Annotated in this window: 26 protein-coding genes and 1 riboswitch; of the genes, 6 read left to right on the top strand and 20 right to left on the bottom strand. The window is 73.2% G+C overall.

Annotation, left to right across the window (positions count from 1 at the left end; translation table 11 throughout):
* Positions 1 to 45 precede the first annotated feature (45 nt).
* The 4 genes from QUG98_RS11115 to QUG98_RS11100 all read right to left on the bottom strand — a co-directional run bounded on the left by QUG98_RS11115 (position 46) and on the right by QUG98_RS11100 (position 5,485).
* A complete protein-coding gene (locus tag QUG98_RS11115; protein WP_058729777.1) occupies positions 46 to 555 on the bottom strand; it encodes a flavin reductase family protein in 510 nt (169 codons plus the stop codon).
* A 132-nt stretch (positions 556 to 687) separates the two neighbouring features.
* The gene (locus QUG98_RS11110; RefSeq protein ID WP_289470594.1) at positions 688 to 2,211 is read right to left on the bottom strand and encodes an MFS transporter; all 1,524 of its coding nucleotides are present in this window, start codon (positions 2,209 to 2,211) and stop codon (positions 688 to 690) included.
* 224 nt (positions 2,212 to 2,435) lie between these two features.
* Positions 2,436 to 3,458: a LacI family DNA-binding transcriptional regulator gene (locus QUG98_RS11105; RefSeq protein WP_289470593.1), complete on the bottom strand. Its 1,023-nt coding sequence runs from the start codon at positions 3,456 to 3,458 to the stop codon at positions 2,436 to 2,438.
* Positions 3,437 to 5,485, bottom strand: a complete 2,049-nt coding sequence (locus tag QUG98_RS11100; protein ID WP_289470592.1) for an aldo/keto reductase — start codon at positions 5,483 to 5,485, stop codon at positions 3,437 to 3,439. Before QUG98_RS11100 ends, QUG98_RS11105 begins: the two co-directional genes overlap by 22 nt.
* A 136-nt stretch (positions 5,486 to 5,621) precedes the next feature.
* Here QUG98_RS11100 and QUG98_RS11095 point away from each other — a divergent pair, with 136 nt between their 5' ends.
* Both QUG98_RS11095 and QUG98_RS11090 read left to right on the top strand, forming a co-directional pair.
* Complete coding sequence (locus QUG98_RS11095; RefSeq protein WP_289470590.1) at positions 5,622 to 6,176, top strand: TetR/AcrR family transcriptional regulator; 555 nt, start codon at positions 5,622 to 5,624, stop codon at positions 6,174 to 6,176.
* 91 nt (positions 6,177 to 6,267) lie between these two features.
* The gene (locus QUG98_RS11090) at positions 6,268 to 6,438 is read left to right on the top strand and encodes a hypothetical protein (protein WP_153257430.1); all 171 of its coding nucleotides are present in this window, start codon (positions 6,268 to 6,270) and stop codon (positions 6,436 to 6,438) included.
* A 204-nt stretch (positions 6,439 to 6,642) separates the two neighbouring features.
* Here the strand turns inward: QUG98_RS11090 and QUG98_RS11085 are convergent, their stop codons facing one another.
* The 9 genes from QUG98_RS11085 to QUG98_RS11045 form a co-directional block, all read right to left on the bottom strand.
* Positions 6,643 to 7,269, bottom strand: a complete 627-nt coding sequence (locus tag QUG98_RS11085; protein ID WP_289470588.1) for a hypothetical protein — start codon at positions 7,267 to 7,269, stop codon at positions 6,643 to 6,645.
* On the bottom strand, positions 7,266 to 7,943 hold the full coding sequence (locus QUG98_RS11080) for a TetR/AcrR family transcriptional regulator (protein ID WP_289470587.1): 678 nt from the start codon (positions 7,941 to 7,943) through the stop codon (positions 7,266 to 7,268). Before QUG98_RS11080 ends, QUG98_RS11085 begins: the two co-directional genes overlap by 4 nt.
* Positions 7,944 to 8,035: 92 nt before the next feature.
* Positions 8,036 to 8,515, bottom strand: a complete 480-nt coding sequence (ribH, locus tag QUG98_RS11075; protein WP_289470585.1) for a 6,7-dimethyl-8-ribityllumazine synthase — start codon at positions 8,513 to 8,515, stop codon at positions 8,036 to 8,038.
* Positions 8,512 to 9,315, bottom strand: a complete 804-nt coding sequence (gene ribB, locus QUG98_RS11070) for a 3,4-dihydroxy-2-butanone-4-phosphate synthase (RefSeq protein WP_434533436.1) — start codon at positions 9,313 to 9,315, stop codon at positions 8,512 to 8,514. Before ribB ends, ribH begins: the two co-directional genes overlap by 4 nt.
* On the bottom strand, positions 9,312 to 9,953 hold the full coding sequence (locus QUG98_RS11065; RefSeq protein ID WP_289470584.1) for a riboflavin synthase: 642 nt from the start codon (positions 9,951 to 9,953) through the stop codon (positions 9,312 to 9,314). Before QUG98_RS11065 ends, ribB begins: the two co-directional genes overlap by 4 nt.
* A 90-nt stretch (positions 9,954 to 10,043) precedes the next feature.
* Positions 10,044 to 10,177: riboswitch (FMN riboswitch) on the bottom strand.
* 334 nt (positions 10,178 to 10,511) lie between these two features.
* On the bottom strand, positions 10,512 to 12,956 hold the full coding sequence (locus tag QUG98_RS11060; RefSeq protein ID WP_289470583.1) for a bifunctional lysylphosphatidylglycerol flippase/synthetase MprF: 2,445 nt from the start codon (positions 12,954 to 12,956) through the stop codon (positions 10,512 to 10,514).
* Entirely contained in the window at positions 12,953 to 14,284 is a 1,332-nt protein-coding gene (locus QUG98_RS11055; protein WP_289470582.1) for an alpha/beta hydrolase, read from the bottom strand. Before QUG98_RS11055 ends, QUG98_RS11060 begins: the two co-directional genes overlap by 4 nt.
* Before the next feature lie 170 nt (positions 14,285 to 14,454).
* Positions 14,455 to 16,332: a hypothetical protein gene (locus QUG98_RS11050; RefSeq protein WP_289470581.1), complete on the bottom strand. Its 1,878-nt coding sequence runs from the start codon at positions 16,330 to 16,332 to the stop codon at positions 14,455 to 14,457.
* A 92-nt stretch (positions 16,333 to 16,424) separates the two neighbouring features.
* Positions 16,425 to 17,798, bottom strand: coding sequence for a hypothetical protein (locus tag QUG98_RS11045; protein WP_289470580.1), 1,374 nt, complete (start codon positions 17,796 to 17,798; stop codon positions 16,425 to 16,427).
* 111 nt (positions 17,799 to 17,909) lie between these two features.
* Between QUG98_RS11045 and QUG98_RS11040 the strand changes: the two genes are divergently transcribed.
* Complete coding sequence (locus tag QUG98_RS11040; protein WP_126892230.1) at positions 17,910 to 18,341, top strand: GNAT family N-acetyltransferase; 432 nt, start codon at positions 17,910 to 17,912, stop codon at positions 18,339 to 18,341.
* 32 nt (positions 18,342 to 18,373) lie between these two features.
* On the opposite strand, the gene QUG98_RS11035 is transcribed toward QUG98_RS11040, so the two are convergent.
* From QUG98_RS11035 to QUG98_RS11025, 3 genes are read right to left on the bottom strand one after another with little or no spacing between them, the layout of a single operon-like run.
* On the bottom strand, positions 18,374 to 18,901 hold the full coding sequence (locus QUG98_RS11035; protein ID WP_289470579.1) for an Lrp/AsnC family transcriptional regulator: 528 nt from the start codon (positions 18,899 to 18,901) through the stop codon (positions 18,374 to 18,376).
* 58 nt (positions 18,902 to 18,959) lie between these two features.
* Positions 18,960 to 19,475, bottom strand: coding sequence for a hypothetical protein (locus QUG98_RS11030; protein WP_137767817.1), 516 nt, complete (start codon positions 19,473 to 19,475; stop codon positions 18,960 to 18,962).
* Positions 19,476 to 19,506: 31 nt separating this feature from the next.
* Complete coding sequence (locus tag QUG98_RS11025) at positions 19,507 to 19,896, bottom strand: DUF5997 family protein (protein ID WP_058729189.1); 390 nt, start codon at positions 19,894 to 19,896, stop codon at positions 19,507 to 19,509.
* 33 nt (positions 19,897 to 19,929) lie between these two features.
* On the opposite strand from QUG98_RS11025, the gene QUG98_RS11020 reads away from it, so the two are divergent.
* Positions 19,930 to 20,718 carry a LysR family transcriptional regulator substrate-binding protein gene (locus QUG98_RS11020; protein ID WP_289470578.1) on the top strand — a complete coding sequence of 263 codons (789 nt, stop codon included), beginning with the start codon at positions 19,930 to 19,932 and terminating at the stop codon, positions 20,716 to 20,718.
* Positions 20,715 to 21,185 carry a GNAT family N-acetyltransferase gene (locus tag QUG98_RS11015; protein ID WP_289470577.1) on the top strand — a complete coding sequence of 157 codons (471 nt, stop codon included), beginning with the start codon at positions 20,715 to 20,717 and terminating at the stop codon, positions 21,183 to 21,185. Before QUG98_RS11020 ends, QUG98_RS11015 begins: the two co-directional genes overlap by 4 nt.
* Positions 21,186 to 21,196: 11 nt before the next feature.
* Here QUG98_RS11015 and QUG98_RS11010 read toward each other — a convergent pair whose 3' ends face one another.
* Positions 21,197 to 21,811: a DNA-3-methyladenine glycosylase I gene (locus QUG98_RS11010; RefSeq protein ID WP_289470575.1), complete on the bottom strand. Its 615-nt coding sequence runs from the start codon at positions 21,809 to 21,811 to the stop codon at positions 21,197 to 21,199.
* A 34-nt stretch (positions 21,812 to 21,845) separates the two neighbouring features.
* On the bottom strand, positions 21,846 to 22,253 hold the full coding sequence (locus tag QUG98_RS11005; protein ID WP_289470668.1) for a VOC family protein: 408 nt from the start codon (positions 22,251 to 22,253) through the stop codon (positions 21,846 to 21,848).
* A gap of 104 nt (positions 22,254 to 22,357) precedes the next feature.
* On the opposite strand from QUG98_RS11005, the gene QUG98_RS11000 reads away from it, so the two are divergent.
* A complete protein-coding gene (locus QUG98_RS11000; protein WP_289470574.1) occupies positions 22,358 to 22,888 on the top strand; it encodes a DUF3800 domain-containing protein in 531 nt (176 codons plus the stop codon).
* Positions 22,889 to 23,211: 323 nt separating this feature from the next.
* Here QUG98_RS11000 and QUG98_RS10995 read toward each other — a convergent pair whose 3' ends face one another.
* Entirely contained in the window at positions 23,212 to 23,538 is a 327-nt protein-coding gene (locus QUG98_RS10995) for a hypothetical protein (protein ID WP_289470573.1), read from the bottom strand.
* Positions 23,539 to 23,562: 24 nt separating this feature from the next.
* On the bottom strand, positions 23,563 to 25,233 hold the full coding sequence (locus QUG98_RS10990; protein WP_289470572.1) for a sodium:solute symporter family protein: 1,671 nt from the start codon (positions 25,231 to 25,233) through the stop codon (positions 23,563 to 23,565).
* Positions 25,234 to 25,363: the final 130 nt, after the last annotated feature.

The following is a 25,363-nucleotide window of genomic DNA, read 5'->3' as shown; positions in this document are numbered from 1 at the left end:
CTGAGGTCCTTTCGATCGGTGGTTGGCGGAACGGTGCCCCGCGGCTCACGAGAGCCGGGAACGGTCGGAGAGGGAGTGGAATTCCCGGTTGTGGTAGACCAGCGGCTCGCCGCGGTCGGTCCCGGTGGCGATGTCGAGCACCTCGGCCACGACGACCGTCGACGAGCCGATCTCGGTCGTCGAGCGGGGGCGGCACCGCAGTGCGGTCGCGGCGGCGGGCAGGTAGCGCTCGCCGGTCGGCAGCGTCCCCCACATCGGGTCGTCCGCCGCGGGGCTGCCGGTCGCGGCGAACCGCTTGGCGAGACCGACGCTGAGCGAGTCGACGAGGTGCACCACGAAGACGTCGGCGCCGAGCACGACCCCGGCGGAGCCGGACTTGGTCGAGAGCGAGAAGACGAGGACGGGTGGGTCGACGGCGACGCTCGCGACGCTCGAGGCGGTCAGGCCCGTCGGGCCGTCGGGCCCCTCGGCGGTGATGACCGCGACACCGGCGGGGTGTCCGCGGAAGGCGGCCTTGTACGCGTCGGCGATGGTGGCCGGGGTGTCGTCGGGCATGGCAGTCGTGGTGTTCCTCCGGGTGGGATCGGCCGCGGCTGCGCGGCCACCCCCCACCGTAGGACCTCGACCGGGGTCCACGTCAGCGATTCCCAGCTTCGCCCGATCCCGGGCGCGCCGGGCGGACGTGCCTCAGTCGCGCTTCAGCATCACCATGGAGGCCGCCGCGGCGACGAGCATGAGCACCGCCGCCACCGCACCGGTGATCGTCACGCCGGAGTCGAACGCGGCGCGGGCGCTCTCGAGCAGCGCCTGCCCGGCCGTGCCGCCGAGGTCGGCGGCAGCGGACACCGCGCCGCCGAGGGTCTCCTGCGCCGCCGTCCGCGCCGAGCCGGTGAGGGCGTCCGGCACCAGCACGTGCGACCGGTAGGCGGTGGCCAGGATCGTCCCGAGCACCGCCGTCCCGAGCACGGCACCGATCTCGTACGCGGTCTCGGACACCGCCGACGCCGCGCCGGCCTTGTCCGCGGGGGCCGTGGAGATGATGAGGTCGTTCGTGACGGTCTCCGAGGCGCCGATGCCGATGCCGAGCAGCACGAACGCGACCGCGAGCGCGACGATCGTGGCGTGGTGCCCGAGGACCGAGACCATCGTGTAGGCGGCGGCCGAGAACGCCAGGGAGACGGCGACGACCCACCGCGGGGCGACCCGGGCGACGATCGGGACGACGACGAGTCCGGCGACGATGGTGAGCACCGACCCGGGCACGAGCACGAGCCCGGAGGTGAAGGGGTCCAGTCCGGCGACGAGCTGCAGGTGCTGCGCGATGAAGAACAGGAACCCGGTGAGCGAGAACATCGCCGCCATGTTCATCAGCACGCTGCCCGTGAACGCGGTGCTCCGGAAGAGCCGGAGGTCGAGCATCGGCGTCCGGGAGCGCAGCTGTCGACGGACGAACGCGATGCCGCAGAGCACGCCGACCGCGAGCGCCGCGATCGCGAAGCCGCGCTCCTCCGGGTGCACGACCGACTTGATCGCCCACGCGGTCGGGGCGAGGGTACCGAGCGACAGCAGCATGCTCGGGACGTCGACCGGGCCCGGCTGCGGGTCGCGGGACTCGGGGACGAGGAAGGGCACCCCGACGAGCATGAGCACGAGGATCGGCACCGCGACGAGGAACACCGCGCCCCAGTGGAAGTGGGCGAGCAGCGTGCCGCCGACGAGCGGGCCGAGCGCGTTGCCCGCTGCGAACATCGTCGACCAGACGGCGAGGGCGACGCGGCGCTCCCCCGCGTCGACGAAGACGTTGCGGATGATCGACAGGGTGGCGGGCATGAGCATCGCCCCGAAGACGCCCATCACGGCGCGCGCTGCGACGAGCATCCAGGCCTCGGTCGCGAAGGCCGCGGCGACGGACAGCAGTGCGAAGCCGGTCGCGCCGACGACGAGGATGCGGCGTCGCCCGATGCGGTCGCCGATGCTCCCCATCACGACGAGCAGGCCGGCGAGCACGAGCGGGTAGGCGTCGACGATCCAGAGCTGGGTCGTCGCGCTCGGGTCGAGGGCGCGCGCGATGGTCGGCAGCGCGAAGCTCAGCACGGTGTTGTCGACGGAGATGAGCAGCACCGGGAGCATCAGCACGGCGAGGGCGGCGAACCGTCGCGCGCGGCTGCCGGTGACGGCGGTGGCGACGGGGCTGGTGAGCAGAGCGGACACGGTGACTCCCTGGGGAACGAGCCGGACCAGGTCGACGGCGGACACTTTCGGTGGGACAGACGAGACGGGACGCGGAAGTGGTCACGCGCCCCGTCAGGACTCCGTAAGTGTACCGTCTGGACGGTTGTGGTTGCAAGTGCAACCAACGGGCGGACGGGAGGCCCGTGGCGACACCGCCACGCGCCTCCCGTCCGTCGTCGGTCCCCTCGGCGGACCACGACCGCTCAGGCGGACTCGCGCACCAGCAGCCGGTGGCGGACCGTGCGCTGCACGGCCGCGCCGGACCGCGGCAGGTCACCGACCAGCATGCCGGTGGCGAGGTCGAGGGCCTCGCGCGCGACGGCGTCGAGGTCGACCGCGAGGGTCGTGAGGGTGGGTGCGACGAGCGTGCCGAGCGCGAGGCCGTCGACCCCCACCACGCGGAGGTCCCCCGGGACGTCGATCCCGGCGCGTCGGCAGGCGCCGAGGACCCCGAGCGCCATGAGGTCGTTGAAGGCGAGCACCGCGTCGACCCGGCGGAACCGCTCGAGCGCCCTGGTCGTCATCGCGGCGCCGAGCTCCGAGGTCGGGGCGTCGGCGATCGCGACCTCGGGCAGGTAGCCGCGGCGGCGGAGGGCGTCGAGCATGAGCCGGCCGCGCCCGCTCGGCCGGCCGGTGTCCGACGCGTCGACGATCACCGGGTGTCGGACGCCCGTCTGCACGAGGTGGTCGGCGAGGTCCTCGACCGCCTGGGTCGGATCGATCCGGACGGCTCCCCGGAGCACCTCGCCCGCGGGGTCGAGCTCCACCACGGGCGCGGACCCCAGGTGTTCGACGAGTTCCGGCGCCCGGGCACCGAGGTACCCGACCACCACGTCCGTCTGCACCCCGAGCGCCCGGACCGCGCGGTCCGAGTCACCGGCGAGCCCGGCGTCGGCGAGCATGACGTCCCACCCCCGTGCGGCCGCGAGCCGGAGCACCGCGGCAGCGAGCTCCGGCGAGTACGGGTTCCGCAGGTCGTCGACGACGAGCCCGAGCTGCCGGTCCCCGCCCGTGACGAGCCCGCGGCCGAAGCGCGACGGACGGTAGTCGAGCGCGGCAGCCGCTGCGAGCACACGCTCCTTCGTCGCCGGACTGATGCCGTACAGGCCGTTCATCGCCCGGGTCACCGTCTGCCGGGAGACCCCGGCTGCGGCCGCGACGTCGTGGATCGTGGCGCGCGCCGGGGTCGGACCGACGGTGCGGCTCAGTCGCGCAGGTCCAGCCACGCCACCTGCTCCGGGCTGAGCTCGACGGACAGCCCCGTCATCGAGGACCGTGCCTCGGCGATCGTGCGCGGTCCGAACAGCGGGAACGTCGGGAAGGGCTGGTGCAGCACGTACGCCAGGGCGATCGCGGTCGCCGGGACGCCGTACTGGTCGCCGAGCGCCCGCGCGCGGCGGAGGCGCTCGAAGTTGTCGTCGGAGTAGTAGCAGCGCACCAGTTCGGCGTCGCTCGTGTCACCCGGGGCGGCGCGGCCGGTGAAGAACCCTCGGGCCTGCGACGACCAGGGCAGCAGCGGGACCTGGCGCTCCTCGAGCCAGCGCTTCGACGCCGGGTCGGTCGCGTGCTCGCAGCCGTCCCACGGCACGTCGTACGCCTCGGCCAGGCCGAAGTGGTTGCTGAGGACCTCGAAGCCGTGCTTGCCGTTCGCCGCGGCGTAGGCGTTCGCCTCGTCGAAGCGCGCCGGGGTCCAGTTCGACCCGCCGAACACGCGGATCCGGCCGGCACGGCGGTGCTCGTCGAGGACGTCGACGAACTCGCCGACGGGGACGTCCGGGTTGTCCCGGTGCATCATGTAGATGTCCGCGTGGTCGGTGCCCTGCCGGTCGAGGCTCTCCAGGAGCTGCCGGGTGAGCGACTCCGGGTCGCAGTACGGGGTGTGCGCGCCCTTCGTGATGACGACCACGTCGTCGCGGATGCCGCGGTTCTGGATCCACCTGCCGAGCCGTCCCTCGAGCACCCCGCCGCCGTAGACGTACCCGGTGTCGAAGACGTTGCCGCCCTGCTCGACGAACATGTCGAAGATCGCGCTCGCGTGCGCGAGGTCGGGCTGGTTGTCGACGCCCATCACCAGGCGGGACATGCGCTTGCCGACGCCGGGCACCTCGCCGTAGCGCATCGGGGCGTCGTCGCGGACGCGCAGGGGGCGCCCGCTGACCGTCGGCACGTCGGCGGTCTCGGCCTCGAACGGGTAGCGCAGACCGATCGCGGCGCGCCAGCGGTCGAGCGTCCTGGCGGTCGCGAGGGTCTCGTCGAGGGTCATCTGCGCCGCCTCGACCGCGCCGGACGCCAGGGCCGCGGTCGTCGCGTCCGCCTCGAGGGCGTAGGGCTCGGCACCGGCGAAGGACAGCGTGCGGGGGTCCTCGTCGACGGTGTGCACCGTGATGGTCGGGTCGGCCGAGAGCGTCCACGGGTCGGTCAGCACGATGCGGCCGCGGGTGCCGTGCACGGTGACGGCGTTCTCGTCCTGCACGCGGACCCCCGTGCGGACGCTCGCGGTGGTGCCGTCGCGGTACGTCAGGTGTGCGACCGTCCACTCGTCGACGCCGGTCGGACCGAGGGTGCCGGTGGCGGTGAGCTCGACCGGCTCGGCGACGGCGACGCCCGTGGCGGCCTGCACGACCGCGGCGGCCATGGTCACCGGGTAGCCGCCGACGTCCAGGATCCCGCCGCCGGCGGTGGCCACGTCGAACAGGCGGCCGCTGCGCTCCCCGCTGCGGAACGCGAAGGACGCATCGACGTGGGTGACCCGGCCGACGACGCCGTCACGCACGAGGTCGAGCAGGGCCGCGGTCTGCGGGTGGAAGCGGTACATGTACGCCTCGACCAGCGGCAGACCGGCCTGCCGTGCGGCGTCGACCAGGGCCATCGCGGTGCCGTGGTTCGGCGCGAGGGGCTTCTCGCAGAGCACGGCCTTGCCGGCGTCGAGGGCGCGGAGCACCAGGTCGGCGTGACCGGTGTGCACGGTCGACACGTACACCGCATCGACGGCGGCGTCGGCGAGCACGGCGTCGTACTCCCCCGCGCGGACGTCGGTGAAGCCGTGCTCGGCGGCTTCGTCCGCGAACACCTGCGCCCGTCCGGGCGACGAGCTCCCGGCAGCCACGAGGGTGCCGGTCGACGCGGGCAGCTGGGAGAGGAAGCGGCGGGCGATGCTGCCCGGGCCGAGGACGGCCCAGCCGGGCGAGGCCCCGCCGCCCGGGGAGCGGTCGTCGGCGGGCGTGGTCGAGGGGGTCGCGGTCTGCGCTGACATGCGGATCCTGTTCGTGTCGTGAACCTTCACGGTCACGGCGACGCTAGCCGCGCGGATGCTGCGGGACAAGCCGTTCGTGAACGTTCACGGAACCCGGCGGTCGTCACGGTCCGGACGGTTCCCTAGACTCGTCCGCATGGCAAGTGCCCGAGACCGTGTCCTGGACAGCTTCGTCGCCATCGTGTGCGAGGAGGGCGAGCGTCCGGCGACCCTCGACGCCGTCGCGGCGCGGGCCGGTGTGTCGAAGGGCGGGCTGCTCTACCACTTCGGGTCGAAGGCCGCCCTGGTCGAGGGGCTGTGCGAACGCCTCTCCGACCTGTCCGCCATCGACGTCGACCGGATGCGCGAGGCCGAGGACGGCGCCGCACGGTACTTCGTGCGCAACTGCCTCTACGTCGGGAGCGAGCTCGACCTCGCCCTGCTCGCGGCCAGCCGGCTGCAGCAGGCCGGGTACGAGGAAGCGGGGCGCACCCTCGACGAGACCGAGAACGCGTGGCTGGAGACCCTGGTCGACGCCCTCGGCGACGTCCCCACGGCGCAGGCGGTCAAGTTGCTCGGCGACGGGCTCTACCACCAGGCCTCCCTGGGCGCCGCGATCGCGACGGACCTCCGCCCGAACCGCGGCACCGTCGACATGGACGCCCTGCTCGCGGTCGTCGACCGGCTCATCGCGACGCGGCCCGTGGGCTGAGGTCGGCGTCTTCCGGCCGTCCGTGAACCGGTCCGCTCCTTCCTGGGGATAGACTGGTCGGGATCCACCCGCTCGAACCGGAGGTACCACCGTGGGCCGCGTCATCGCCGCTTTCTTCTCGATCCTGCTGCTGCTGGTGTCGATGTACCTGTTCGGGTTCGCGTTCCAGGTGCAGTCGGGCCAGGCGTTCGTCTTCATGGGCGGCCTCGTGCTCATGTCGCTCTCGTTCTTCCTGCCGATCCACGTCTTCGGCAAGAAGTAACCGCAGCCGTACATCGACGGCCCCGCACCTCCCTCCGAGGTGCGGGGCCGTTCGTCGTCCACGGGCGCGGTCGTCCGCAGCGCCCTTGCCCACGCCTTCGTGTCGAACCACGGAGCCGACATCGAACCACCCCCCACAGCTGGTTCGATGTCGGTTCCGCAGTTCGGCACCGGCGCGGACCGCGTTGCGCGAGCGGCTCCGGCGTCACACGAGCGCCTCCGGTGGCGCGGTCGGCGGCGGCTCCGGCGTCGGCTCCGCCGTGTCGCGCCGACGGGCACCCCGCAGCTGACCGCGCCGCGCCAGCGCTCCCGCGACACCGGCAGCGAGCCCCATCGGCAGCGCCGAGCCCACGTACACCAGGGGGTCGCCGTACCCGCCCGCCAGCAGGAGCGCGGCGACCGCGGTCGACACGACCGCGAGCACCGCGGCGGTCAGTGCCGTCCAGGCCACGTGCGCTCGGTCCGACCGCACCCGTCGGAGCCGATTTCCGACGGCCCACGTCACCGGGAGCGACAGGGCGGTCGCGACGAAGGCCGGGATCGCCGACACCAGCGGCACGAGGACGACCCACCAGAGGGTCGACGTCGCGTCCGCCACCGTGACGTCACCGCCGACGAGCACCACCACGAGACCGACCACCGTCGGCAGGAGGCTGAGCACGGGCAGGACGACGAGGATGAGCCACCCGTAGGCACGCGCCTCGAGCGCGACCGAGTCCGCCAGGGTCCAGGTGCGGCCCGCCGCGGGGCCCGCGACCGCGGCGACACCCGAGTCCGCGGCGGGGCCCGAGTCCGCAGCGGTCCCGTCGACCTGCCGGCCGTCGCCGCTCATGCGTCCCGCCCCGCGACGATCCCGACGATGCCGGTGACCGAACGCCGGAACGGCCGGACGCGCAGCATCGGCAGCGCGAAGCGCAGGATCCCCAGTGCCGCGTCCACCAGGCGGTCGGTGCGACGTTGCCCCGGCGAGCCGTCGTGCACCCAGAAGAGCGTGACGAGCAGGTACGCCGTCCACAGTGCCCGCGGCAGGTCGGCCTGCAGCTCCTCGGGCACCCGGTTCCGCGACTGCGTGACAGCCCGTTCGAAGAGCCCGAGGACGACATCCCGGGCCGGGGCCGACTCGTCCGAGAACGGGTTGTTCGGCGACCCGGGCGCGATCGCGGTGGTGAGGAACTGCGGGGCGATCGCGTGCCAGGACGACAGGTTCTGCAGCCCCGTGCGGACGACGATCCCCACGCGGTCCGTCAGGTCCTCGACCCCCTCGAGCGCGGGCGCCGCGAGGGTGACGTGCTCGTGCTGCACCTCGACGTAGAGCTCCTGGACGAGGTGGTCCTTCGTCGGGAAGTGGTAGTACGCGTTCCCGACCGAGAGCCCAGCCTCGGCCGCGATGCCCCGCATCGTCGTGCCGTCGTAGCCCTGCTCGCGGAACGATCGCAACGCCACCTCGCGGATGCGTCCGCGTGTGCGGTCACGCTTGGAGACCGCCTCCCCCTGTTTTTCGAACATGTTCAAAACCTACACCGGCACACTGTCGGTGTCCACGGACGACGAAGCGCCCCGCACCACGGGTCCGTGGTGCGGGGCGCTCTCGTCGTCGGTCAGGCCAGCTGGCGCAGGCTCCGGAGTGACACGGCCGTGGCGATCGCAGCGTGCGCGGCCTCGGCGCCCTTGTCCTCCTTCGAGCCGGGCAGACCGGCACGATCGATGCCCTGCTGCTCGTCGTCCAGCGTCAGCACACCGAACCCGACGGGCTTGCCGGTCTCGAGTGCGACCGTCGTCAGGCCGTTCGTCGCGGCGCTCGACACGTACTCGAAGTGCGGGGTCCCACCGCGGATGATCACCCCGAGGGCGACGACCGCGTCAAACCCGCCCTCGAGTGCCGCCTTGGCCACGACCGGCAGCTCGAAGCTCCCCGGCACCGGCACGACCTGCGCGGTGGCGCCGAGGCGCTGCACCTCGCGCTGGGCTCCGGCGAGGAGGCCCCCCGCGATGGTCTCGTGCCACTGCCCGGTCACGATCGCCACCCGGATCCCCGATCCGTCGACGTGGTCGCGCTCGGCGGCTCCTGCTCCGCTCATCGTGTCGTTCCCTCCTGGGACGCGGACCCAGCCGCCGCCCGGTCTGCCGCGTCGAGCCACTCGACGAGTGCGGCGATGGTGATGACGGGCACGCCCTCGCGCGCCCCGAGTTCGACGAGGCCCGGCAGACGCATCATCTCGCCGTCCTCGCCGACGATCTCGCAGATCGCCGCCGCGGGCCGGAGCCCGGCTGCGGTGACCAGTTCGATCGCGGCTTCGGTGTGCCCGGCGCGTTCGCGGACGCCACCGGGTCGGGCTCGCAGCGGGACGACGTGCCCCGGGCGGTGCAGGTCGTCGCGGACCGAGGTCGGATCGGCGAGCACCCGGAGCGTGCGTGCGCGGTCGTGCGCGCTGATCCCGGTCGTGACACCGACCGCGGCGTCGACCGTCACGGTGTAGGCGGTGCCGCGGACGTCCTCGTTGTGCGCGACCATCGGCGGGAGGTCGAGCGCGTCGGCGATCTCGGCGCTGACCGGGGCGCAGATGAACCCCGACGAGTGCGCGACCGTCCACGCGATCCACTCCGGGGTGGCGAGCTCGGCGGCGAGGATCACGTCGCCCTCGTTCTCGCGGTGCTCGTCGTCCGCCACGATCACCGGACGACCGGCGGCGATCGCCGCGACGGCGTCCGGGATGCTCGACAGCGCGGGCCGCGCCGGAGCGCCGCTGCCGACCACGTGCGCGGCGCCGTCCACGTGCGCGGTGCCGTCCACGTGCGCAGCGCCGTCGCACTGCCCGGCTGCAGCCGTCGGCCCGACGCCGCCCGTCTGCGCGAGGTGGGCGGCGTCGACGGCGGTCACCGTGCCTCCAGGACGGGAGCGGTGGCGGCGTCGAGCCGGAGCATCCGGCGGACGTGGCGCGCCAGGACGTCGGTCTCGATGTTCACCCGGTCACCGGGGACGCGGGCGCCGAGCGTGGTGGCCTCGAGCGTCTCCGGGATCAGGCTGACCTCGAACCACGCGTCGGACGGCGGGGTGGCCTCGTCGGACACGGCGCTGACGGTGAGGGAGACGCCGTCGATCGCGACCGAGCCCTTGTCGACGACGAGCGGGCTGAGGTCGGGTGCCAGCGAGAACCGGACGCGCCGCCAGCCGTCGCCGTCGACCGTCTCGAGCACGGTCGCCGTTCCGTCGACGTGGCCCTGGACGATGTGCCCGCCGAGCCGGTCGCCGACCGAGGCCGCGCGCTCCAGGTTGAGCCGGTCCCCCACGGCGAGCGCGCCGTGGGCGCTCATGTCGAGCGTCTGCTTCATGACGAAGGCGGTGAACGTCTCGTCGGTCTGCTCGACGACGGTCAGGCAGACGCCGCTCGTGGCGATGGAGTCGCCGTGGCGGGCGTCGGCGACGACCTTCGGACCGCGGACGGTGAGCGCGACGGAGTCGCCGTGCTGCTCGACGGCGGTGACGGTGCCGAGTTCCTCGATGATGCCGGTGAACACTGGTGTCCTCTCAACGGGACTCCGGGGGTGCTCGACGATCGTCGGCATCGACGGACCGGGCGCGTCCGGGTACGGACGTGTCCTGTCCGCCAGCGCTTCCTCCCATCCGGACTCTCACCGTCGGTCCCGGAATCCCACCGGGTCAGCATCGGTCGGGTTCGCACCCGTCGTCAGCTCGTGGACTGTCACCACCGGTTCGGACTTGCACCGACCCCGGAGCGCTTGCGTACCCCGAACGATACCCCACGCCCCCGACCGTGCGCCCGGCGCCGTTGCGTCGTGTGACGGGACCGCGGACGCCACCGGCCACGGGACGGACGGGAGGCACGTGGCGGGGCCGTGGCGCGCCTCCCGTCCGTCCTGTGGTGCGCCGCGTCGCCGGAAGCCGCCACGAGACGCCGGCGTCGGCGTGCGACGCCGCGGACGCCGCTAGACGCCGCCGGATCGGGCGGCGTCTCGCGCGGCCCCAGGCGTCGCGCTCGGACGCCGGCGTCCTGCCGATCGACCGGCACCTCCGACGACGCCGGCGTCCCGTGTCGACGCCGGCGTCCCGCGACGTCAGCTCCGCCCGCGCACCAGCGCGACCGCCTGCCGCAGCGACAGGTCCGGCAGGTAGGCCCGCACGACGGCGACCCCGATCGCCGGGAGCGCCACCGGGTCCGGGTAGGCGAGCACCAGCGGGTGCAGCTCCGGCCCGAACTTCGCCTTGAACCGCAGCAGCGACCGGAAGCCGTAGACGGGCTCGAGGACACCGCCGACCAGGTCGAGCAGGTCCTGCACGCCCTCGGCGGCGGGGGCACCCTCGGCGGACTGCGCGAGCGGCGCGGCGGACAGGCTGAGGCGCTCCACCCCGTCGTCGCGCATCCGCTGTGCGGCGCTCGCGACCAGGAACTCCATCACGCCGTTCGGGGCCGCGTTCGTCCGGCGCATCACGTCGAGCGTCCACCCGACCACCCTGCCGGCGCGGTGGCTCGGCAGCCAGCTCGTGACGGCGAGGACGGTCCCCTCGGGGTCGAGCGCGACGAGCGTCCGCACCGCGGGGTCCCGCATCTCGTCGATGCCGCCGAGCGTGAAGCCCATCTCGGGGAGCTCTCGCTCGGAGACCCACTCCTCGGAGATCGCCTCGATCTGCCGCACCGTCGCCGGGGGCAGGTCCTGCCACGACGACCACAGCGCGGTGATGCCCTCACGGTCCGCCTTGTTGACGGCGGTGCGGACGTCCTGCTTCTTCTTGCCGCTCGTGGTCCAGGTGCGCGGGTCGAGGTCGGCGTCCTCCGCGACCGGCAGCGTCTCCCAGCCCTGCGCCGTGAGGGTGCCGGCGGCCTCGGTGCCGATCCCGTAGAAGACGGCCGTCCAGCCGTTGTCGTCGCACCACCGGGCGAAGTCGACCATCGCCGCGTCGCGGGCGTCGGGCCACCCGAAGGGGCCGCCGACCGTCACCGCGACCCGGCCGTTCCGGCGGAACGCGACGCCGGCGCGCCCGTCCTCGCTGAACCAGTAGGCGTTGCCCTGCCAGGTCGTCATCCACCCGAAGGTGTCCCCGCCGGCGGCCTCGAGCAGGGTGCGGGCACGGAGTCGGCTCTCGCGCAGTCCGTCCGCGTCCGCGTCCGGCTCGACAGCACCCGTGGGACGGACGGCGGCGCCGGCGACGACCAGCCAGAGCACCGGGCCCGCGGCGCCGAGCACGAAGCGGAGTGCCGGGTCGAGCGAGGCCAGCCGGTCCCAGAACACCACGGGCGACAGCGGGCCGAGCGCCGCGACGACGAGGCGGAACGGATCGGCGACGGTCTCCCGGGTCGACGCCGCGGTGACGAGCACGACGGTCGTCACGACGACGAGCGCGACGAGGACCACGACGGCGAAGGTCACGACGCGTCGGCGTGCGGGCAGCACCGTGAAGGACCGGCGGAGCAGCACGAGCACGAGGGCCGTCGCGAGCGGCACGACCACGGACGCGACCACCGAGACGGTGACCACGAAGCGGTTCTCGGCACCGTGGAGCGCTGCCGCTCCGGCGGGCAGGAGTCCGTAGGTCACGGCGGCCGCGACGGCGAGCACGACGTCGACGACCACCGCGAGCCACACCGCGAACCGGCTCCCCCGGAAGAGGCCGAGTCCGGCGACGAGGAGCACGAGGAGCGGCGCCACCGCGAGCACGAGCGTCCACGGATCGGTCGCCCGGTACGCCAGCAGTCCGCGGAGGCACTCGCCCGACGCGCTGTCGGCACGGCAGCCGTGCACGGGGGTGACCGGACCGGTGCCGACGACGGCCGCGAGCGGGGCGAGGAGCCCCACGCGGGCACGGGACACGAGTGCGATCACCGGGCCGACGGCGGACACCAGCACCACGGTGCCGAGCAGGACGCGTGTCTCGCGGTGCGAGCTCCTGGTCCAGCCGAGGCGGGCGGGACCGCGCCGGAGCAGGTCGCCGAGCAGCCACCCGGCCGCCGTCGCGAGCGCGGCGTACAGGTCGGAGGCGTGTCCGGCGTAGAGCAGCAGCGCGGCGACCACGGCCACGGCGTTGACCCGGATGCGTCGGCGCCAGAGCGGGCCGGCGAACGCGCTCGCGGTCACGATCGTGCCGACCAGGGCGGTCCAGGGGTCGAAGCTCGTGGCGCGGCCGAGCAGCAGGCTCCCGACCTGGCGCCCGTCCTGGTCGACGAGCGCCGTCAGGGCGCCGAGCCCGGTCCCGACGACGGTCGTCACGACGAACGCGAGGACGGTCCGGCGTCCGCCCATGAGTCGCTCCGACGCTCCGACGAGCACGACGACCCCGACCAGGGTGAGGACGAGCGCCACGACACCGGTCGTCACCGCGAAGACGCGGAACGGACTGAGGGGCACGGCGTCGAGGGTCGCGGTGCGGGCGACGACGCGGGCGACGAGTCCCCCGACCGAGGTGAGGAGCACGAGGACGAAGACGACGGCGGTGACCGGGTAGCGCCGGACCGACCTGACGATCCGCGACCACACGGCGGTCACTCCTGACGTGGTCCTGCTCACAGCGCACCCTCCTGTTGCGGGAGACCGAGGTGCGCCAGGACGACGGGCAGTCCGTGCGCGAGCACGTAGCGGACGGTGTTCCAGTCGTGTGCCGATCCCGGCGACACGATGACCTGCGTCTGCATGCCCGCACGGACCGCTGCGGCGTGCAGGGTCTCGGTCGACGCCCGGTAGGGGGCGTCCTCCGAACCGTAACCGAAGACGGTGAGGTGGTCACGGTACGGTCCGTGTGCCGCCATGATCGCGACCGGTGCCGCAGCGCGGTACGCGGCGGCCGACCCGCCGAAGGCCAGCGCGGTGCTCGTGTGCGCGTTGCCCGTGACGGGGGCGAGCTCGCTGGAGATCGCCAGCGCCGAGCCGAAGACGTCGGGGTGCTCGGTGGAGAACTGCATCGCGCAGGTCGCGCCCTGTGAGAACCCGGTGATGCCCCAGGCGCCGGGGCCGCTGGCGACCGGCAGGTGGTGTTCGATCCAGTCGACCGTGTCGGTCATCACGTAGGTCGCGCTCCGGCCGAGGCGTCGGGAGTCCACGCACATCGGGTTGCGGTTCGGCGCCCCGAGCTGGTCCGGCGAGACGACGATCGGCGCGAGCCCGTCGTGGGCCGCCGCGTAGCGGTCGAGGAAGCTCCCGAGGTCTCCGGTCTGGAACATGTCGGCCGGCTGTCCGGGCTGCCCCGAGAGCGCGACGAGCACGGGCAGGCGAGGCGGATCCGCGACCTGCGCCGCCGGCGGGAGCCAGACCACCGCCTTGCGTGCTCGGAAGTGCGAGACCTTGCCCGGGATCGACACGCTGATCGTCTCGCCCTTCGTCGGCATGCCGGCGGGAGCGTGCCAGTCCGCGGCGTCGACCTCGGGCTGCGACGACGGCTGGTCCGCCAGGACCGGGAGGTCCCTGGTCCGGTACGGGTTGGTCGCGATGGCCTGCTCGATGTTCTTGTAGAACCCGAAGTCCACGTTGACGCCGAGTCCCGCCGACAGCACGAGTGCGCCGGCGGCTGCGACGGCGAGGACGCGTGCGAGCCACCCGCCCTGCACCGCCACGACGAGCAGCAGCGCCACACCGGCGAACGCGAAGGCGATCCACATCCGGGTGACGGGGGTGAACTGCACGCCGAAGTCGTCCTGCACGTCACCCGTCCACCACACCGCGACGAGGCCGATCGCCGCGCCGACCGCGGCGCCGCCGACCCGGACCGCGGCGCGACGCAGACGGTGCCGCTCGTGCAGCGGACCGACCAGGGCCCAGCCGGCGAGGAGGGCTGCGATGACGTACACCGGGACGAGCAGACTGCTGCCGGTGATCGGGACGCGGAGGAGTTCGTGGAGCACGGGTTCATCGTGGCCCCGCAGCGCTGCCGCACAGCCTCGGAAGCGCTTCCACTGCGCTCAGGTTGGCCACCGAGTGCTCCCAGGGAAGCTCCAGTCGCTCCAAAGCGGCGGCCGATGGGCGGACACGGGGAGGAGGGGCGCCGCGGACGACGCCCCTCCACCCCCTGGTGTCAGGCGGTGCGCTTCCGGAGCGCGAGCACCCCGGCTCCCAGGAGCAGGAGCAGGAACGCGATGCCCGCGGGGACCGTCTGCGAGCCGGCTCCGGTGTAGGCGAGCTCGGGCTGCGTCGCCCCCGCAGGAGCGGTCACCGCAGCCGTCGTCGCCGACGCGGTCGGCCGGGAGGCACTGGTCGCCACGACCGCGCCGGCCGCGGTGACGTCCGTGGTCGCGACCGGGACCGTGGTCACGCCCGGCTCCGAGGTGCCGGGGGTGGTGTCGCCGGGCACGGTCGTGCCGGGGTCCGTACCCGGGTCCGTGCCCGGGTCGGTACCGGGGTCGGTACCCGGGTCGGTACCGGGGTCCGTGCCCGGGTCGGCACCGGGGTCCGTACCGGGGTCGGTACCGGGGTCCGTGCCCGGGTCGGTGCCCGGGTCGGTGCCCGGGTCCGTGCCGGGGTCGGTGCCCGGCGTCGTGCCCGGGTCCGTGGTGCTGGTGCCGTCACCGACGATGCCGATGCCGTTCCCGCCGATGGTGATCGGCACGCTGATGACGGGGATCACCTGCGTCCCACCGAGCAGACCGCCGTCGCCGGAGGTCGTGCCGCCTGCGCTCGGGGCCGTGCCCGATCCCGTGCCCGTGCCACTGCCCGGGGTCGCGGTGCTCGTGCCGTCGCCGACGACGCCGATGCCGTTCCCACCGATCGTCACCGGGACGGACACGACCGGGGCGACCTGCGTGCCGGAGCCCACGCCGTCGTCACCCGACGTCGTGCCACCCGTCGCCGGGGTCGAACCCGTGCCCGTGCCGGTACCGGTGCCGGTGCCGGGCGTCGTGGTGCTCGTGCCGTCGCCGACGACGCCGATGCCGTTCCCACCGATCGTCACCGGGACGGACACGACCGGGGCGACCTGTGTGCCGGAGCCCACGCCGTCGTCACCCGACGTCGTGCCACCCGTCGCCGGGGTCGAACCCGTGCCCGTGCCGGTACCGGTGCCGGTGCCGGGCGTCGTGGTGCTCGTGCCGTCGCCGGGGACGCCGATGCCGTTCCCACCGATCGTGATCGGCAGGTCCACGACCGGCGACACCTGCGTGCCACCGAGCACCGCGTCGTCACCCGACGTCGTGCCACCCGCGGTCGGGGTCGCACCCGCACCGGTGCCGGCGGTCGGCGCCGTCCCCGTCGCCGAGCCGTCGCCGAGGACGCCGATGCCGTTGCCGGTGACCGTCACCGGGACGGACACGACCGGAGCGACCTGCGTCCCGGACGCGATGCCGTCCGATCCGGACGTCGCCGGCTCCGCGGCCGGCGCCGTGGGCGCGGGGCTGCTCGTGGCCGCGACCGGCGCGGACGCCGGAGCAGCCGATGCGTCGCCCGCGACCCCGACGGCGTTGCCGGAGACCGTCACCGGAGCGGTGACGTCACCGACGACCTGCGTCCCCGACGCGACTCCGTCCGAGCCGGACGTCGTCGGCGCCGGAGCGGGAGCCGGTGCCGGGGCGGGAGCAGGTGCCGGGGCGGTCGCCGCTGCGTCGCCCGCGACGCCGACCGCGTTCCCGGTCGCCTGGACCGGCGCCGTGACGACGGGTGCCACCTGGGTACCGGACGCGATGCCGTCCGATCCCGAGGTGACCGGAGCCGCCGGAGCGGGGGCCGGAGCAGGAGCAGCGACGGGCGCAGCGGCCGGGGCGGTGGAGACGGCGTCGCCGAGCACCCCGAGGGCGTTCCCGGCGGCGGACACCGGCGCGCTGATCGCCGGAGCGACCTGGGTGCCGGACAGGAGGCCGTCGTCACCGGAGGTCGTCGCAGCGTTCGCCGCGCACGCCCCTCCGAGCGTCAGGCCGCCGACGAAGAGGGTGAACCAGAGCCCTCTCGAGACGTACTTGTTCATGGTCGTTCGTTCCTCACTGATCGAGATCTGTCGTCCGACCGCGATGGCGGTCGGGTGGTGCGGGCCTGCCGTGCCGGACAGGCGCACCGATCTCAGTCAGGAGCGACGTCGTGGTCGCCGACGACGGAGGTGGGGACCACGTCGTCGGCGAGGGTGCCGCGTGACCCCGCGGCGAGGGAGAACAGGACGCCGGACGTGCCGTCGACCCCGACGGGCGCAGCGCCGGCGGAACCGGAGGCGGAACCGCCGGTGGTCCCGGAGGTGCCCGGACCGGACGGGAGGCCCTCGTGGCCGTCACCGTCCGCCGGGACGAGCAGTGCCGCGCCGCCGACCGTCGCCGCGACCGGCGCGATCGCGGGTGCGGCAGCGACCACGGTCACGGCCCCGGCGCGATCGCTGGTCGGAGCACCGACGAGCGCGGCGGCGGCCGGCGCCGTCGTCGGCGCTCCGAGGACCACCGGAGCGTCCGTCGTCGGTGCGCCGGGGCCGGTCGTCTGCAGCGGGGTGCCCACGGGCTGCTCGACCGGACCGCCCACCGGGACCGGCGTGGTCCCGGGAACGGGCAGCGCGCCTCCCGGCAGGAGGGGCGGCAGCGGGACCGGCAGGACCGGCCCGACGGGCAGTGGCAGGACCGGGAGCGCGTCCTCGACGGGCGCGACGACCTGCTCGACCGTCCCCGGCAGCACGCCGACGGTCGTCCCGACGACGTCGACCACGTCGTCGACGACACCGGTGACCGGGCGGGTGACGGTGCCGAGGGTGTCGTCGCCGAGCAGTTCCCGCGTCACCGGGAGCGCGCCGACCACCGTGTCCACGGTGCCGACGACGCCGGAGACGGGCCGTGCGTCGGTGACCGACTGCACCGTCTCGGTGACGGGCCGGACGACGCCGGTCAGGGTGTCGGTGAGCGGCCGGGAGGCACTGCTCACCGCGCTCGTCGCACCGTCCGTCGTCGACGTGGCCGGGCTCGCGGCGGTGCCGGTCGGGACCGGTGCCGCCTGCTGCGGAGCGGGCGTCGACGTCCCGGTGTGCTGCGCCGGCGGTGCCGCCGGGACGACCGGTGCGGCCGGCTGCACCGGCGGCGCCGCCGGAGCGGGCCGCGTCGGCACCGGAGCCGGCACAGGTGCCGGTGCAGCCGGGACCGGCGCAGCCGCTGCAGGAGCGGGGGCGGCGGGGACCGGAGCCGCGGGCACCGGAGCGGCGGCGGGCGGGGTGACGGCACCGCGGACGGGCGCGACGGCGCTGTCGACGACCCCGCCGACGCCCTGCGTCACGCCCTGGACGGTCCCACCGACGTCCTGGACCAGCCCACCGACCAGCCCGCGCTGCTGCGGGGCACCCTCGGCTGCGGCGGCCGGACGGGCGCCGAGCAGCAGCGAGAGCAGCACGAGCGCAGCGGCGACCCCGACGCCCACCAGGGCGGTCCGGAGCAGCGCGCGCCAGGGGTCGCGCAACGGCTGGTCCATGCGCTCACCTCCTGATCTCGGCTGCGCACGTAGAGTGGTTGACCGGCACTGTACGCCGATCGATCCCGGACCGGAACCGGTTCAGGGAGAAATTCTCAGGAAAGGCCGCACGTGGTCTCGATCTTCTCCGCCCCGACGCGCAACCTCGACATCGTGACGCTGCACGAGATCCTGCGGCTCCGACAGGACGTGTTCGTCGTCGAGCAGGAGTGCGCCTACCCGGACATCGACGGGCGTGACCTCGAGCCGGGCACGGTGCAGTTCTGGGCCGGTCAGGGCTCGGTGGACGCGACACTCCGACTCCTCCGCGAGGACGACGGGACCGAGCGGATCGGCCGCGTCGCCACCGCCCGGCACGCCCGGTCGCAGGGGCTCGGGGCGCAGCTCATGGAGGCGGCGATCGCCGAGTCGCGGTCGTCGTCGATCGCGATCAACGCGCAGGCGCACCTCGAGCAGTGGTACGGCCGCTTCGGCTTCGTGCGCTCCGGTGACGACTTCCTCGAGGACGCCATCCCGCACGTCCCGATGACGCGCACGCGCTAGACGGGCGCTCCGCCGGTGGAGCGCCGCTCCGATCAGGCGCGCCAGCGGCGGAGCTCGTCGAACGACCGCCCCTGGTTCGCCCGGTCCGCGACGAGCCGCTCGAAGACGATGTTGGTCTGCGTCGTCGCCACCGCCGGGTCCCCGCTCAACTCGTCGGCGACGAAGTCCCGCAGCTGCTCGGTGGAGGTGCACGCGATGTGCACCAGGAAGTCCTTGTCGCCGGCGAGGAACGAGACGTCCTGCACGACGGGCACCCGGAGCAGGCGCTTCGCGAAGTCGCGGAGCTCGTGCCGGGCGGCGGCGTGGACGCGGACGGACACCATCGCCTCGATCGCGAACCCGAGCCCGGCGACGTCGACGTCAGCGCGGTAGCCGCGGATGATGCCGGCGTCCTCGAGCGCGCGCACCCGGGTCAGACAGGTCGAGGGCGCGATCCCGACCGCGGCGGCCAGCCGGTTGTTCGGGATCCGGGCGTCGGCCGCCAGGGTCCAGAGGATGCGCTCGTCGACCTCGTCGAGGCGCGGCGTGCTGACGGGGCGACGGACGGTTCGGTCGGACACGCCCCGAACGTTACCGCCGGACGGCGCCGGGGCTCCATCGTCGCGCGCGTCGGCTGTGCTACATCGCCAGGGTCATCCCGACGACGGCGACCGTCATGGCGAAGACCTCGCCGCTGCGGACCGCACGACGGTCCTCGCGCGCCCACTCGTACCGGAGCAGCCAGCCGCTGAACCCGCAGTAGCCGATCACCCCGGCGCCGAGGACCACGGAGAGCGCGATCCCGTGGCCCGCGTGTCCGTCGGTCAGACCGGTGGCGTGCCCCATCAGCAGCATGCCGGCCATCACGACCGAGGACAGTGCCCGGTGCACGTCCATCGGTTCCGCCCGGCGCCCGTCCGGCCGACGGCGGCGCAGCACGGGCAGCGGCGCCAGGAGCAGCAGGACGGCGGCCGCGAGGAGCGTCCACGAGGCACCGGCCTGGACGACGGGCAGCACCATCGCCACGAGCATCACGGCCGCGGGGACGATCACGCCGGGGCGGGGACGGTAGCGGTCCCCCACGATGCAGCACACCGACGCGAACTGCGGCACGACGAGCATCGCGTCGGCGACGGTCTCGTGCACGGCGGTCATGGCGAGCGGCGTCCGGGGTGCTCCCGGTCGGTCAGTCCTGGGCGCGGGCAGCGGCCTTGTCGGCGCGCTCCTGCTTCACACGGGCGTTCTCGGCGTGCACCTCGGCCTGGGTCGCACGCTCGCGCACCAGCCACTCCGGCATCTCCTGCAGCAGCGCCTTGATCTCGGCGGTGGTCAGGGGCTCCTCGACGCCGGCGCGCACCAACCCGGAGATCGACACGCCGAGCTTCTGGGCGACGACCGGGCGCGGGTGCGGCCCCTCGCGACGGAGTTCCTCGAGCCACGCCGGCGGCTGCGTCCGGAGCTCGTCGAAGGCGGTCCGGGTGACCGGCTCCGCGCGGAACGACTCCGGGGCTGCCGCCAGCAGGATGCCGAGCTTCTTCGCAGCCGTCTCGGGCTTCATCGTCTGTTCCTGCGCCATGGGTACCAGGGTACGGCCCCTACACTCGGTTGCATGACCGCGGCCCTCACCATCGCCTTCGTCCCGGGGGTCTCCCCCGCGAAGTGGGTCCGGGTCTGGCGGGAACGCTTCCCGGACGCCGAGCTCGGCCTGCTGCCGATCGGTCCCACCGACGTCGACCAGGCACTCACCGGCGAGGCGGACATGGCCTTCGCCCGGATGCCCGTCGGCGCACACCTCAACGCCATCCCGCTGTGGACCGAGACCGCCGTCGTCGCGATGCCGAAGGACGGCCCCCTCGCCTCGGCCGACGTCGTGACCGAGGCCGACCTGACGGACGTGCACGTCGTCGACGCAGGCCCGGTGCCGGAGGACGTGTCCGCCGCCCTAGACCTCGTCGAGGCGAACGTCGGCGTCGTGGTGCTCCCGCAGTCCCTCTTCCGCGCCGCCAGCCGCAAGGACCTGGTGGCGAAGCCCCTCGACGGCGCGGCGGGGACCCGGATCGCCCTCGTCTGGCGCGACGCCGACGCCTCGGACACCACCGAGGAGTTCATCGGCGTCGTGCGCGGCCGGACCGCCAACAGCTCGCGGAACGCGGCCGACCGGCCGGGAGGCACGACGAGCGCCGCCGACGACGGCTCGCGCGGGGCGCGCGGCGGCTCCGGCGCCGGTCGCGGCTCCGGCGGCAGCGCTCGCTCCGGCGGCGGCAAGGCCACCGCGAAGCAGGCCTCCGGCGGCAAGGCGGGCGGCAAGGGTGCCCGCAAGCCCCGCGGGTCCGGACGCCCCGGGACCCAGCGACTGGGCAACGGCAAGCCGAAGCGCGGCTCGAAGGGCAACCGATGACGGACACACGGCTCGTCCCGATGCCGACCACGCGCCTCCCGGCCTGGCTGGACCGCACGATGGCGGAGTACGTCGACTCGCGGATGCGTGCCGGCGAGACCCGCGAGCAGGCCGAGGCGAACAAGCAGCGGTCGCTCGACCAGTGGTTCCCGGACGGCTCACCCCTGCCCGACCACTTCGTCTGGGACCTCGTCGACGACACGGACGCGATCGTCGGGTACCTCTGGATCGGACCGTTCTCGTCCGGCAGCACCGAGTGGTGGGTGTTCGACGTCGAGGTCGACGAGCAGCACCGTCGCCGCGGGCACGCCCGGCGGGCGCTCGAGGCCGGACAGCGGGTCGCCCGCGAGCACGGCGCCACGAGCATCGGGTTGAACGTCTTCGGCTACAACGTCGGCGCGCAGGACCTGTACGCCTCGCTCGGCTACCGCGTCACCGCGACGCAGATGCAGCTCCCGCTCGACTGAGCGCGGGCTCCTCAGCCCCAGACGCCGGACGACCCGCGCCGGTGGCTGCCGACCAGGTGCGTGTCGACGATGCCCAGTGCCTCCATCAGCGCGTGCATCGTCGTGGGCCCGACGAAGACGAACCCGCGCTTCCGGAGCGTCTTGGACAGGGCGACCGACTCGTCGCTCGTCGTCGGGACCTCTGCGATCGTCCGCGGCGCCGGTGTCTCCTCCGGCCGGAAGGACCACACGAGGTCGGCGAGTCCGCCGTCGGCGCGCAGGGCGATCGTCGCGGCCGCGTTCGTGATCGTGGCACGGATCTTCGCCCGGTTCCGGACGATGCCGGCGTCCGCCATCAGCCGCTCGACGTCGTCGTCGCCGAAGGTCGTGACGACGTCCGGGTCGAAGTCGGCGAACGCTGCGCGGAACGCCGGTCGCTTCGCCAGGATCGTGCGCCAGGACAGCCCCGACTGGAACGCCTCGAGCGACAACCGCTCGAACACGCCGCGCTCGTCGTGCACCGGCATGCCCCACTCGGTGTCGTAGTACTCGCGGAGCATCGCATCGCTCGCGGCCCAAGCCGGTCGTGCAAGTCCGTCGTCCCCCGTCACCAGGCCGTCGGGGGTCGTGGTCAGGTCGGTGCGCACGGCTCCATCATGGCCGACGGCACCGACAGGGACGTCACTCCTGGTCGTCCCCGTCGGTCATCGCCGACTGGTCCATCCAGACGTACTCCCACCGGTGGCCGTCCGGGTCGGTGAAGCTCCGCTGGTACATCGAGCCGTGATCGGTCTCCGGGCGGTCCTCGTTCCCGCCGGCCATGACGGCCGCGTCCACGATGCGGTGCACCTCGTCCTTCGACGCGGCACTGAGGGAGTTGATGACCTCGATCGTGCTCGGGTCGGCGATCGTCTTGTCCGTGAACTCACGGAACTTGGCGTGGGTGAGGAGCATCACGTACACGGTGCTGCTCACCACGATGCACGCGGCGGTCTCGTCGGTGAAGTCGGGGTTCACCGCGTACCCGAGCGCCTCGTAGAAGCCGACCGCCCGGTCGAGGTCGGCGACCGGCAGGTTGATGAACACCATCTGTTCCACGGCGGATCCCTTCGTCGGACACCAACCTCGCGCAGCCGCGCGTCGAGCGCAACCGTTCCGCGCTCTGGCGCACTGGTACGTCATACTCTGGTCGGATGGAGCGCGCCTACGTCGACGAGTCCGAGCCGGGCGGAGGGCTCGACCACACCAGCTACGTCCTCGCCGCGGTGGTGGTCGTGCAGCACCAGGTCGAGTCCGCGCGGGACGCGGTCCGGTCAGCGACCCCCTCCCGCATGCGGAAGCTGCACTGGTACGAGGCGCTGCGGATGCAGCGCATCTCCTGGTTGGATCTGCTCGCGGTCGCGGCAGCGGTCCTGGTCGTGCGCTACGACGGCGCTCCTGCACGTGCAGAGCGGCGACGACGAGCGTGCTTGGAGCGCCTCGTCTGGGAACTCGAGACCCGCGGCGTGCGGCACGTCGTGCTCGAGTCGCGAGGCACCTCGCATGACGCCGCCGACCGTTCGATGCTCGACGCCCTGCGTCGACGGGGCATCGGCCGGTCCGTCCGGTACGAGCACGTCCGAGGGACCGACGAGCCCCTGGTCGCCCTCGCGGACCTGGCGTGCGGGGCGTACGCGTCCGGGTTGCACCAGGAGATCGGCGCAGAGGTCGTCGTCGTGCGCTGAGACAACCCGACGTACCGCGGAGCGGAGCGCCGTGGAGGTCGGCGGCTGCGGAGTCGCGAGGCCCGGACAGCGCGAAACCCCGGGCCCGCGCTGGCTGCAGGCGTATCCGGGGCTCACTTCCGGCCGAGCAACACGCGGCCGACATGTCAATGTTAGGAACGGCGACCAGCGTCGTCAAGTGCACAGCGCCTCCCGCCTGCCCACTCCTTCCTGTGCCGCCCGCCGCGGGAGGTGAGAGCGGGCGTACCTGGTCGAATGATCCGACCTGGTACGCCCGTTCTCATCGGGTGCGCCCGCTCCTACCGCGCGGAGGCGGCTGCGGATCAGGCCCGCTCGCGCCCCTCGCCCGCGGCGCGCTGGTCGGCCTCGGCCTCGGCCTGGCCGACGATGTCCTCCGCCGGCACCGGGTTCAACCGGTCCCACAGGAAGAAGAGCAGCCCGCCGACGAGCAGCGAGAGCCCGACCCAGAGGTTGATGTGGATGCCGCCGGTCTTCTGCGGATCGGTGTCCCAGTGGACGATGCCGACGATCGTGGTGATCACGCCGTAGAGCACGAACAGGCCGCCGAGGATGCGGCGCAGGTCGAGTCGGCGGGTGGAGCGGACGAGGGCCGCCTGCTCCGCGGTGAGCTTCGTGGTGTCCTCACGCATGGGAGTACTCCTTCGGGTCCGGGCCTAGAGGAACGGCAGGTAGAGGGCGACGCACAGCACGAGCGCGACCGTGCCGAGCAGCGCGGGCGAGCGGTACCAGGCGGTGTCGGTCGCGACGGCACCGGCGGTCATGTCGATCTTGCCGACGCCGTAGACCAGGCCGCCGAGCTCCGAGACGTCCTTCGGCTTCGTGGCGAGCGAGACGAGCACACCGACGACGAGCACCGTCACGAAGGAGATGATCGCGCCGTACATCGTCTCGGCGGTCGCCGTCGAGAAGAGCGACGGGTCCACCAGGTAGGCGATCCAGGTGATCGTCGGCGTGACGATGCCGAGCACGTACCCCCAGAGCGCCCCCTGCGTGGTCATCCGCTTCCAGAGCAGACCCAGGATGAAGACGCCGAAGAGCGGTGCGTTGAAGAACGAGAACAGCGTCTGCATGTAGGTCATGATGTTGCCGGCCTGCGCGGCGAGGAAGGCCGTGCCGATGCCGACGACCACGCCGACGACCGTGACCCAGCGGCCGGTCTTCAGGTAGTGCAGGTCGGGCATGTTCGGCTTGATGTAGCGCTGCCAGATGTCGTACGTGAAGACGGTGTTGAACGAGGAGACGTTCGCCGCCATGCCGGCCATGAACGAGGCGAGCAGACCCGTGACCGCGATGCCGAGCACACCGGTCGGCAGGTACATCTGGATGAGCTTCGGGATCGCGTCGTTGTACGTCAGCTCCCCGGAGGCGAACTGGTTGCCGACGACGGCCGCGGCGATCAGGCCCGGGATCACGACGATGAACGGGATGAAGAGCTTCGGGATCGCCGCGATGAGCGGGGTCCGGCGGGCCGCCGACATGTTCTTCGCCGAGAACGCGCGCTGCACCTCGGTGAAGTTCGTCGTCCAGTAGCCGAAGGAGAGCACGAAGCCGAGGCCGAGCACGATGGCGAGCCAGTTCGCCCCGATCGGGTTCGTGACGTCGCCGATGCCGGTGCCGGTCCAGGTCTGCAGGTGCTGCACGCCCTGGGTCTGCTCGATCGCCTCGGTCAGGCCGCTCCAGCCGCCGACACGGTGCAGGCCGACGATCGTCAGCGGCACGAGGCCGGCGATGATGACGAAGAACTGCATGACCTCGTTGTAGATCGCGCTGCTCAGGCCACCGAGGGTGATGTACGCGAGCACGAACGCGGCGGACACCAGGATGGCGAGCCACTCCGGCCAGCCGAGCATCGCCTCGATGACGATCGCCATCGCGTAGAGGTTGATGCCGGCGATGAGCACGTTCGACACCGCGAACGCGATCGAGTTCACCAGGTGCGGCGCCTTGCCGAAGCGGCGGAGCATGAACTCCGGCACCGAGCGGACCTTGGAGCCGTAGTAGAAGGGCATCATCACGAGCCCGAGGAACACCATCGCGGGCACTGCGCCGATGAGGTAGTAGTGCAGCGTCGCCATGCCGATCTGGGCACCGTTCGCGGCCATGCCGAGGATCTCGGTCGCGCCGAGGTTCGCGGACACGAACGCCAGCCCCGTGATCCACGCCGGCATCGAGCGGCCGGACAGGAAGAAGTCCATGCTCGTCCGCACCTGCTTGCGGGCGGTGAACCCGATGCCGATGACCACCGCGAAGTACACGATGATCATCAAGTAGTCGACCCAGCCCAGTTCGAGCCGGATCCCGTTGGTCGCCGCAGCGAGAACCATGCGATCTCCACATCAGTGTGTTGCAGTCGGCAACTGCGCCGACCCGGACGGGAACGTTACACCGCGATGTGACCGTTCACACACCCGGCACACCCGTCGCCGAGGCAGCGCCCCCGTCGCTCGGTAGGCT

Origin of the sequence: Curtobacterium subtropicum, assembly GCF_030362975.1 — a bacterium.
GTDB classification, from domain to species: domain Bacteria; phylum Actinomycetota; class Actinomycetes; order Actinomycetales; family Microbacteriaceae; genus Curtobacterium; species Curtobacterium subtropicum.
The sequence above is the reverse complement of the archived record's forward strand: the minus strand, read 5'-3'. Positions and strand labels throughout refer to the sequence as shown.

Bases quoted from the DNA above. Each gene is read 5' to 3' on its own strand.
- QUG98_RS11020 (WP_289470578.1), top strand. From the start codon at position 19,930: ATGACCGCGGCCCTCACCATCGCCTTCGTCCCGGGGGTCTCCCCCGCG.
- QUG98_RS11005 (WP_289470668.1), bottom strand. From the start codon at position 22,253: ATGGTGTTCATCAACCTGCCGGTCGCCGACCTCGACCGGGCGGTCGGC.
- QUG98_RS11045 (WP_289470580.1), bottom strand. From the start codon at position 17,798: ATGGACCAGCCGTTGCGCGACCCCTGGCGCGCGCTGCTCCGGACCGCC.
- QUG98_RS11050 (WP_289470581.1), bottom strand. From the start codon at position 16,332: ATGAACAAGTACGTCTCGAGAGGGCTCTGGTTCACCCTCTTCGTCGGC.
- QUG98_RS10995 (WP_289470573.1), bottom strand. From the start codon at position 23,538: ATGCGTGAGGACACCACGAAGCTCACCGCGGAGCAGGCGGCCCTCGTC.
- QUG98_RS10990 (WP_289470572.1), bottom strand. From the start codon at position 25,233: ATGGTTCTCGCTGCGGCGACCAACGGGATCCGGCTCGAACTGGGCTGG.
- QUG98_RS11095 (WP_289470590.1), top strand. From the start codon at position 5,622: ATGGCAAGTGCCCGAGACCGTGTCCTGGACAGCTTCGTCGCCATCGTG.
- QUG98_RS11115 (WP_058729777.1), bottom strand. From the start codon at position 555: ATGCCCGACGACACCCCGGCCACCATCGCCGACGCGTACAAGGCCGCC.
- QUG98_RS11015 (WP_289470577.1), top strand. From the start codon at position 20,715: ATGACGGACACACGGCTCGTCCCGATGCCGACCACGCGCCTCCCGGCC.
- QUG98_RS11000 (WP_289470574.1), top strand. From the start codon at position 22,358: ATGGAGCGCGCCTACGTCGACGAGTCCGAGCCGGGCGGAGGGCTCGAC.
- ribH (WP_289470585.1), bottom strand. From the start codon at position 8,515: ATGAGCGGAGCAGGAGCCGCCGAGCGCGACCACGTCGACGGATCGGGG.
- QUG98_RS11085 (WP_289470588.1), bottom strand. From the start codon at position 7,269: ATGAGCGGCGACGGCCGGCAGGTCGACGGGACCGCTGCGGACTCGGGC.
- QUG98_RS11025 (WP_058729189.1), bottom strand. From the start codon at position 19,896: ATGGCGCAGGAACAGACGATGAAGCCCGAGACGGCTGCGAAGAAGCTC.
- QUG98_RS11080 (WP_289470587.1), bottom strand. From the start codon at position 7,943: ATGTTCGAAAAACAGGGGGAGGCGGTCTCCAAGCGTGACCGCACACGC.
- QUG98_RS11100 (WP_289470592.1), bottom strand. From the start codon at position 5,485: ATGTCAGCGCAGACCGCGACCCCCTCGACCACGCCCGCCGACGACCGC.
- QUG98_RS11030 (WP_137767817.1), bottom strand. From the start codon at position 19,475: ATGACCGCCGTGCACGAGACCGTCGCCGACGCGATGCTCGTCGTGCCG.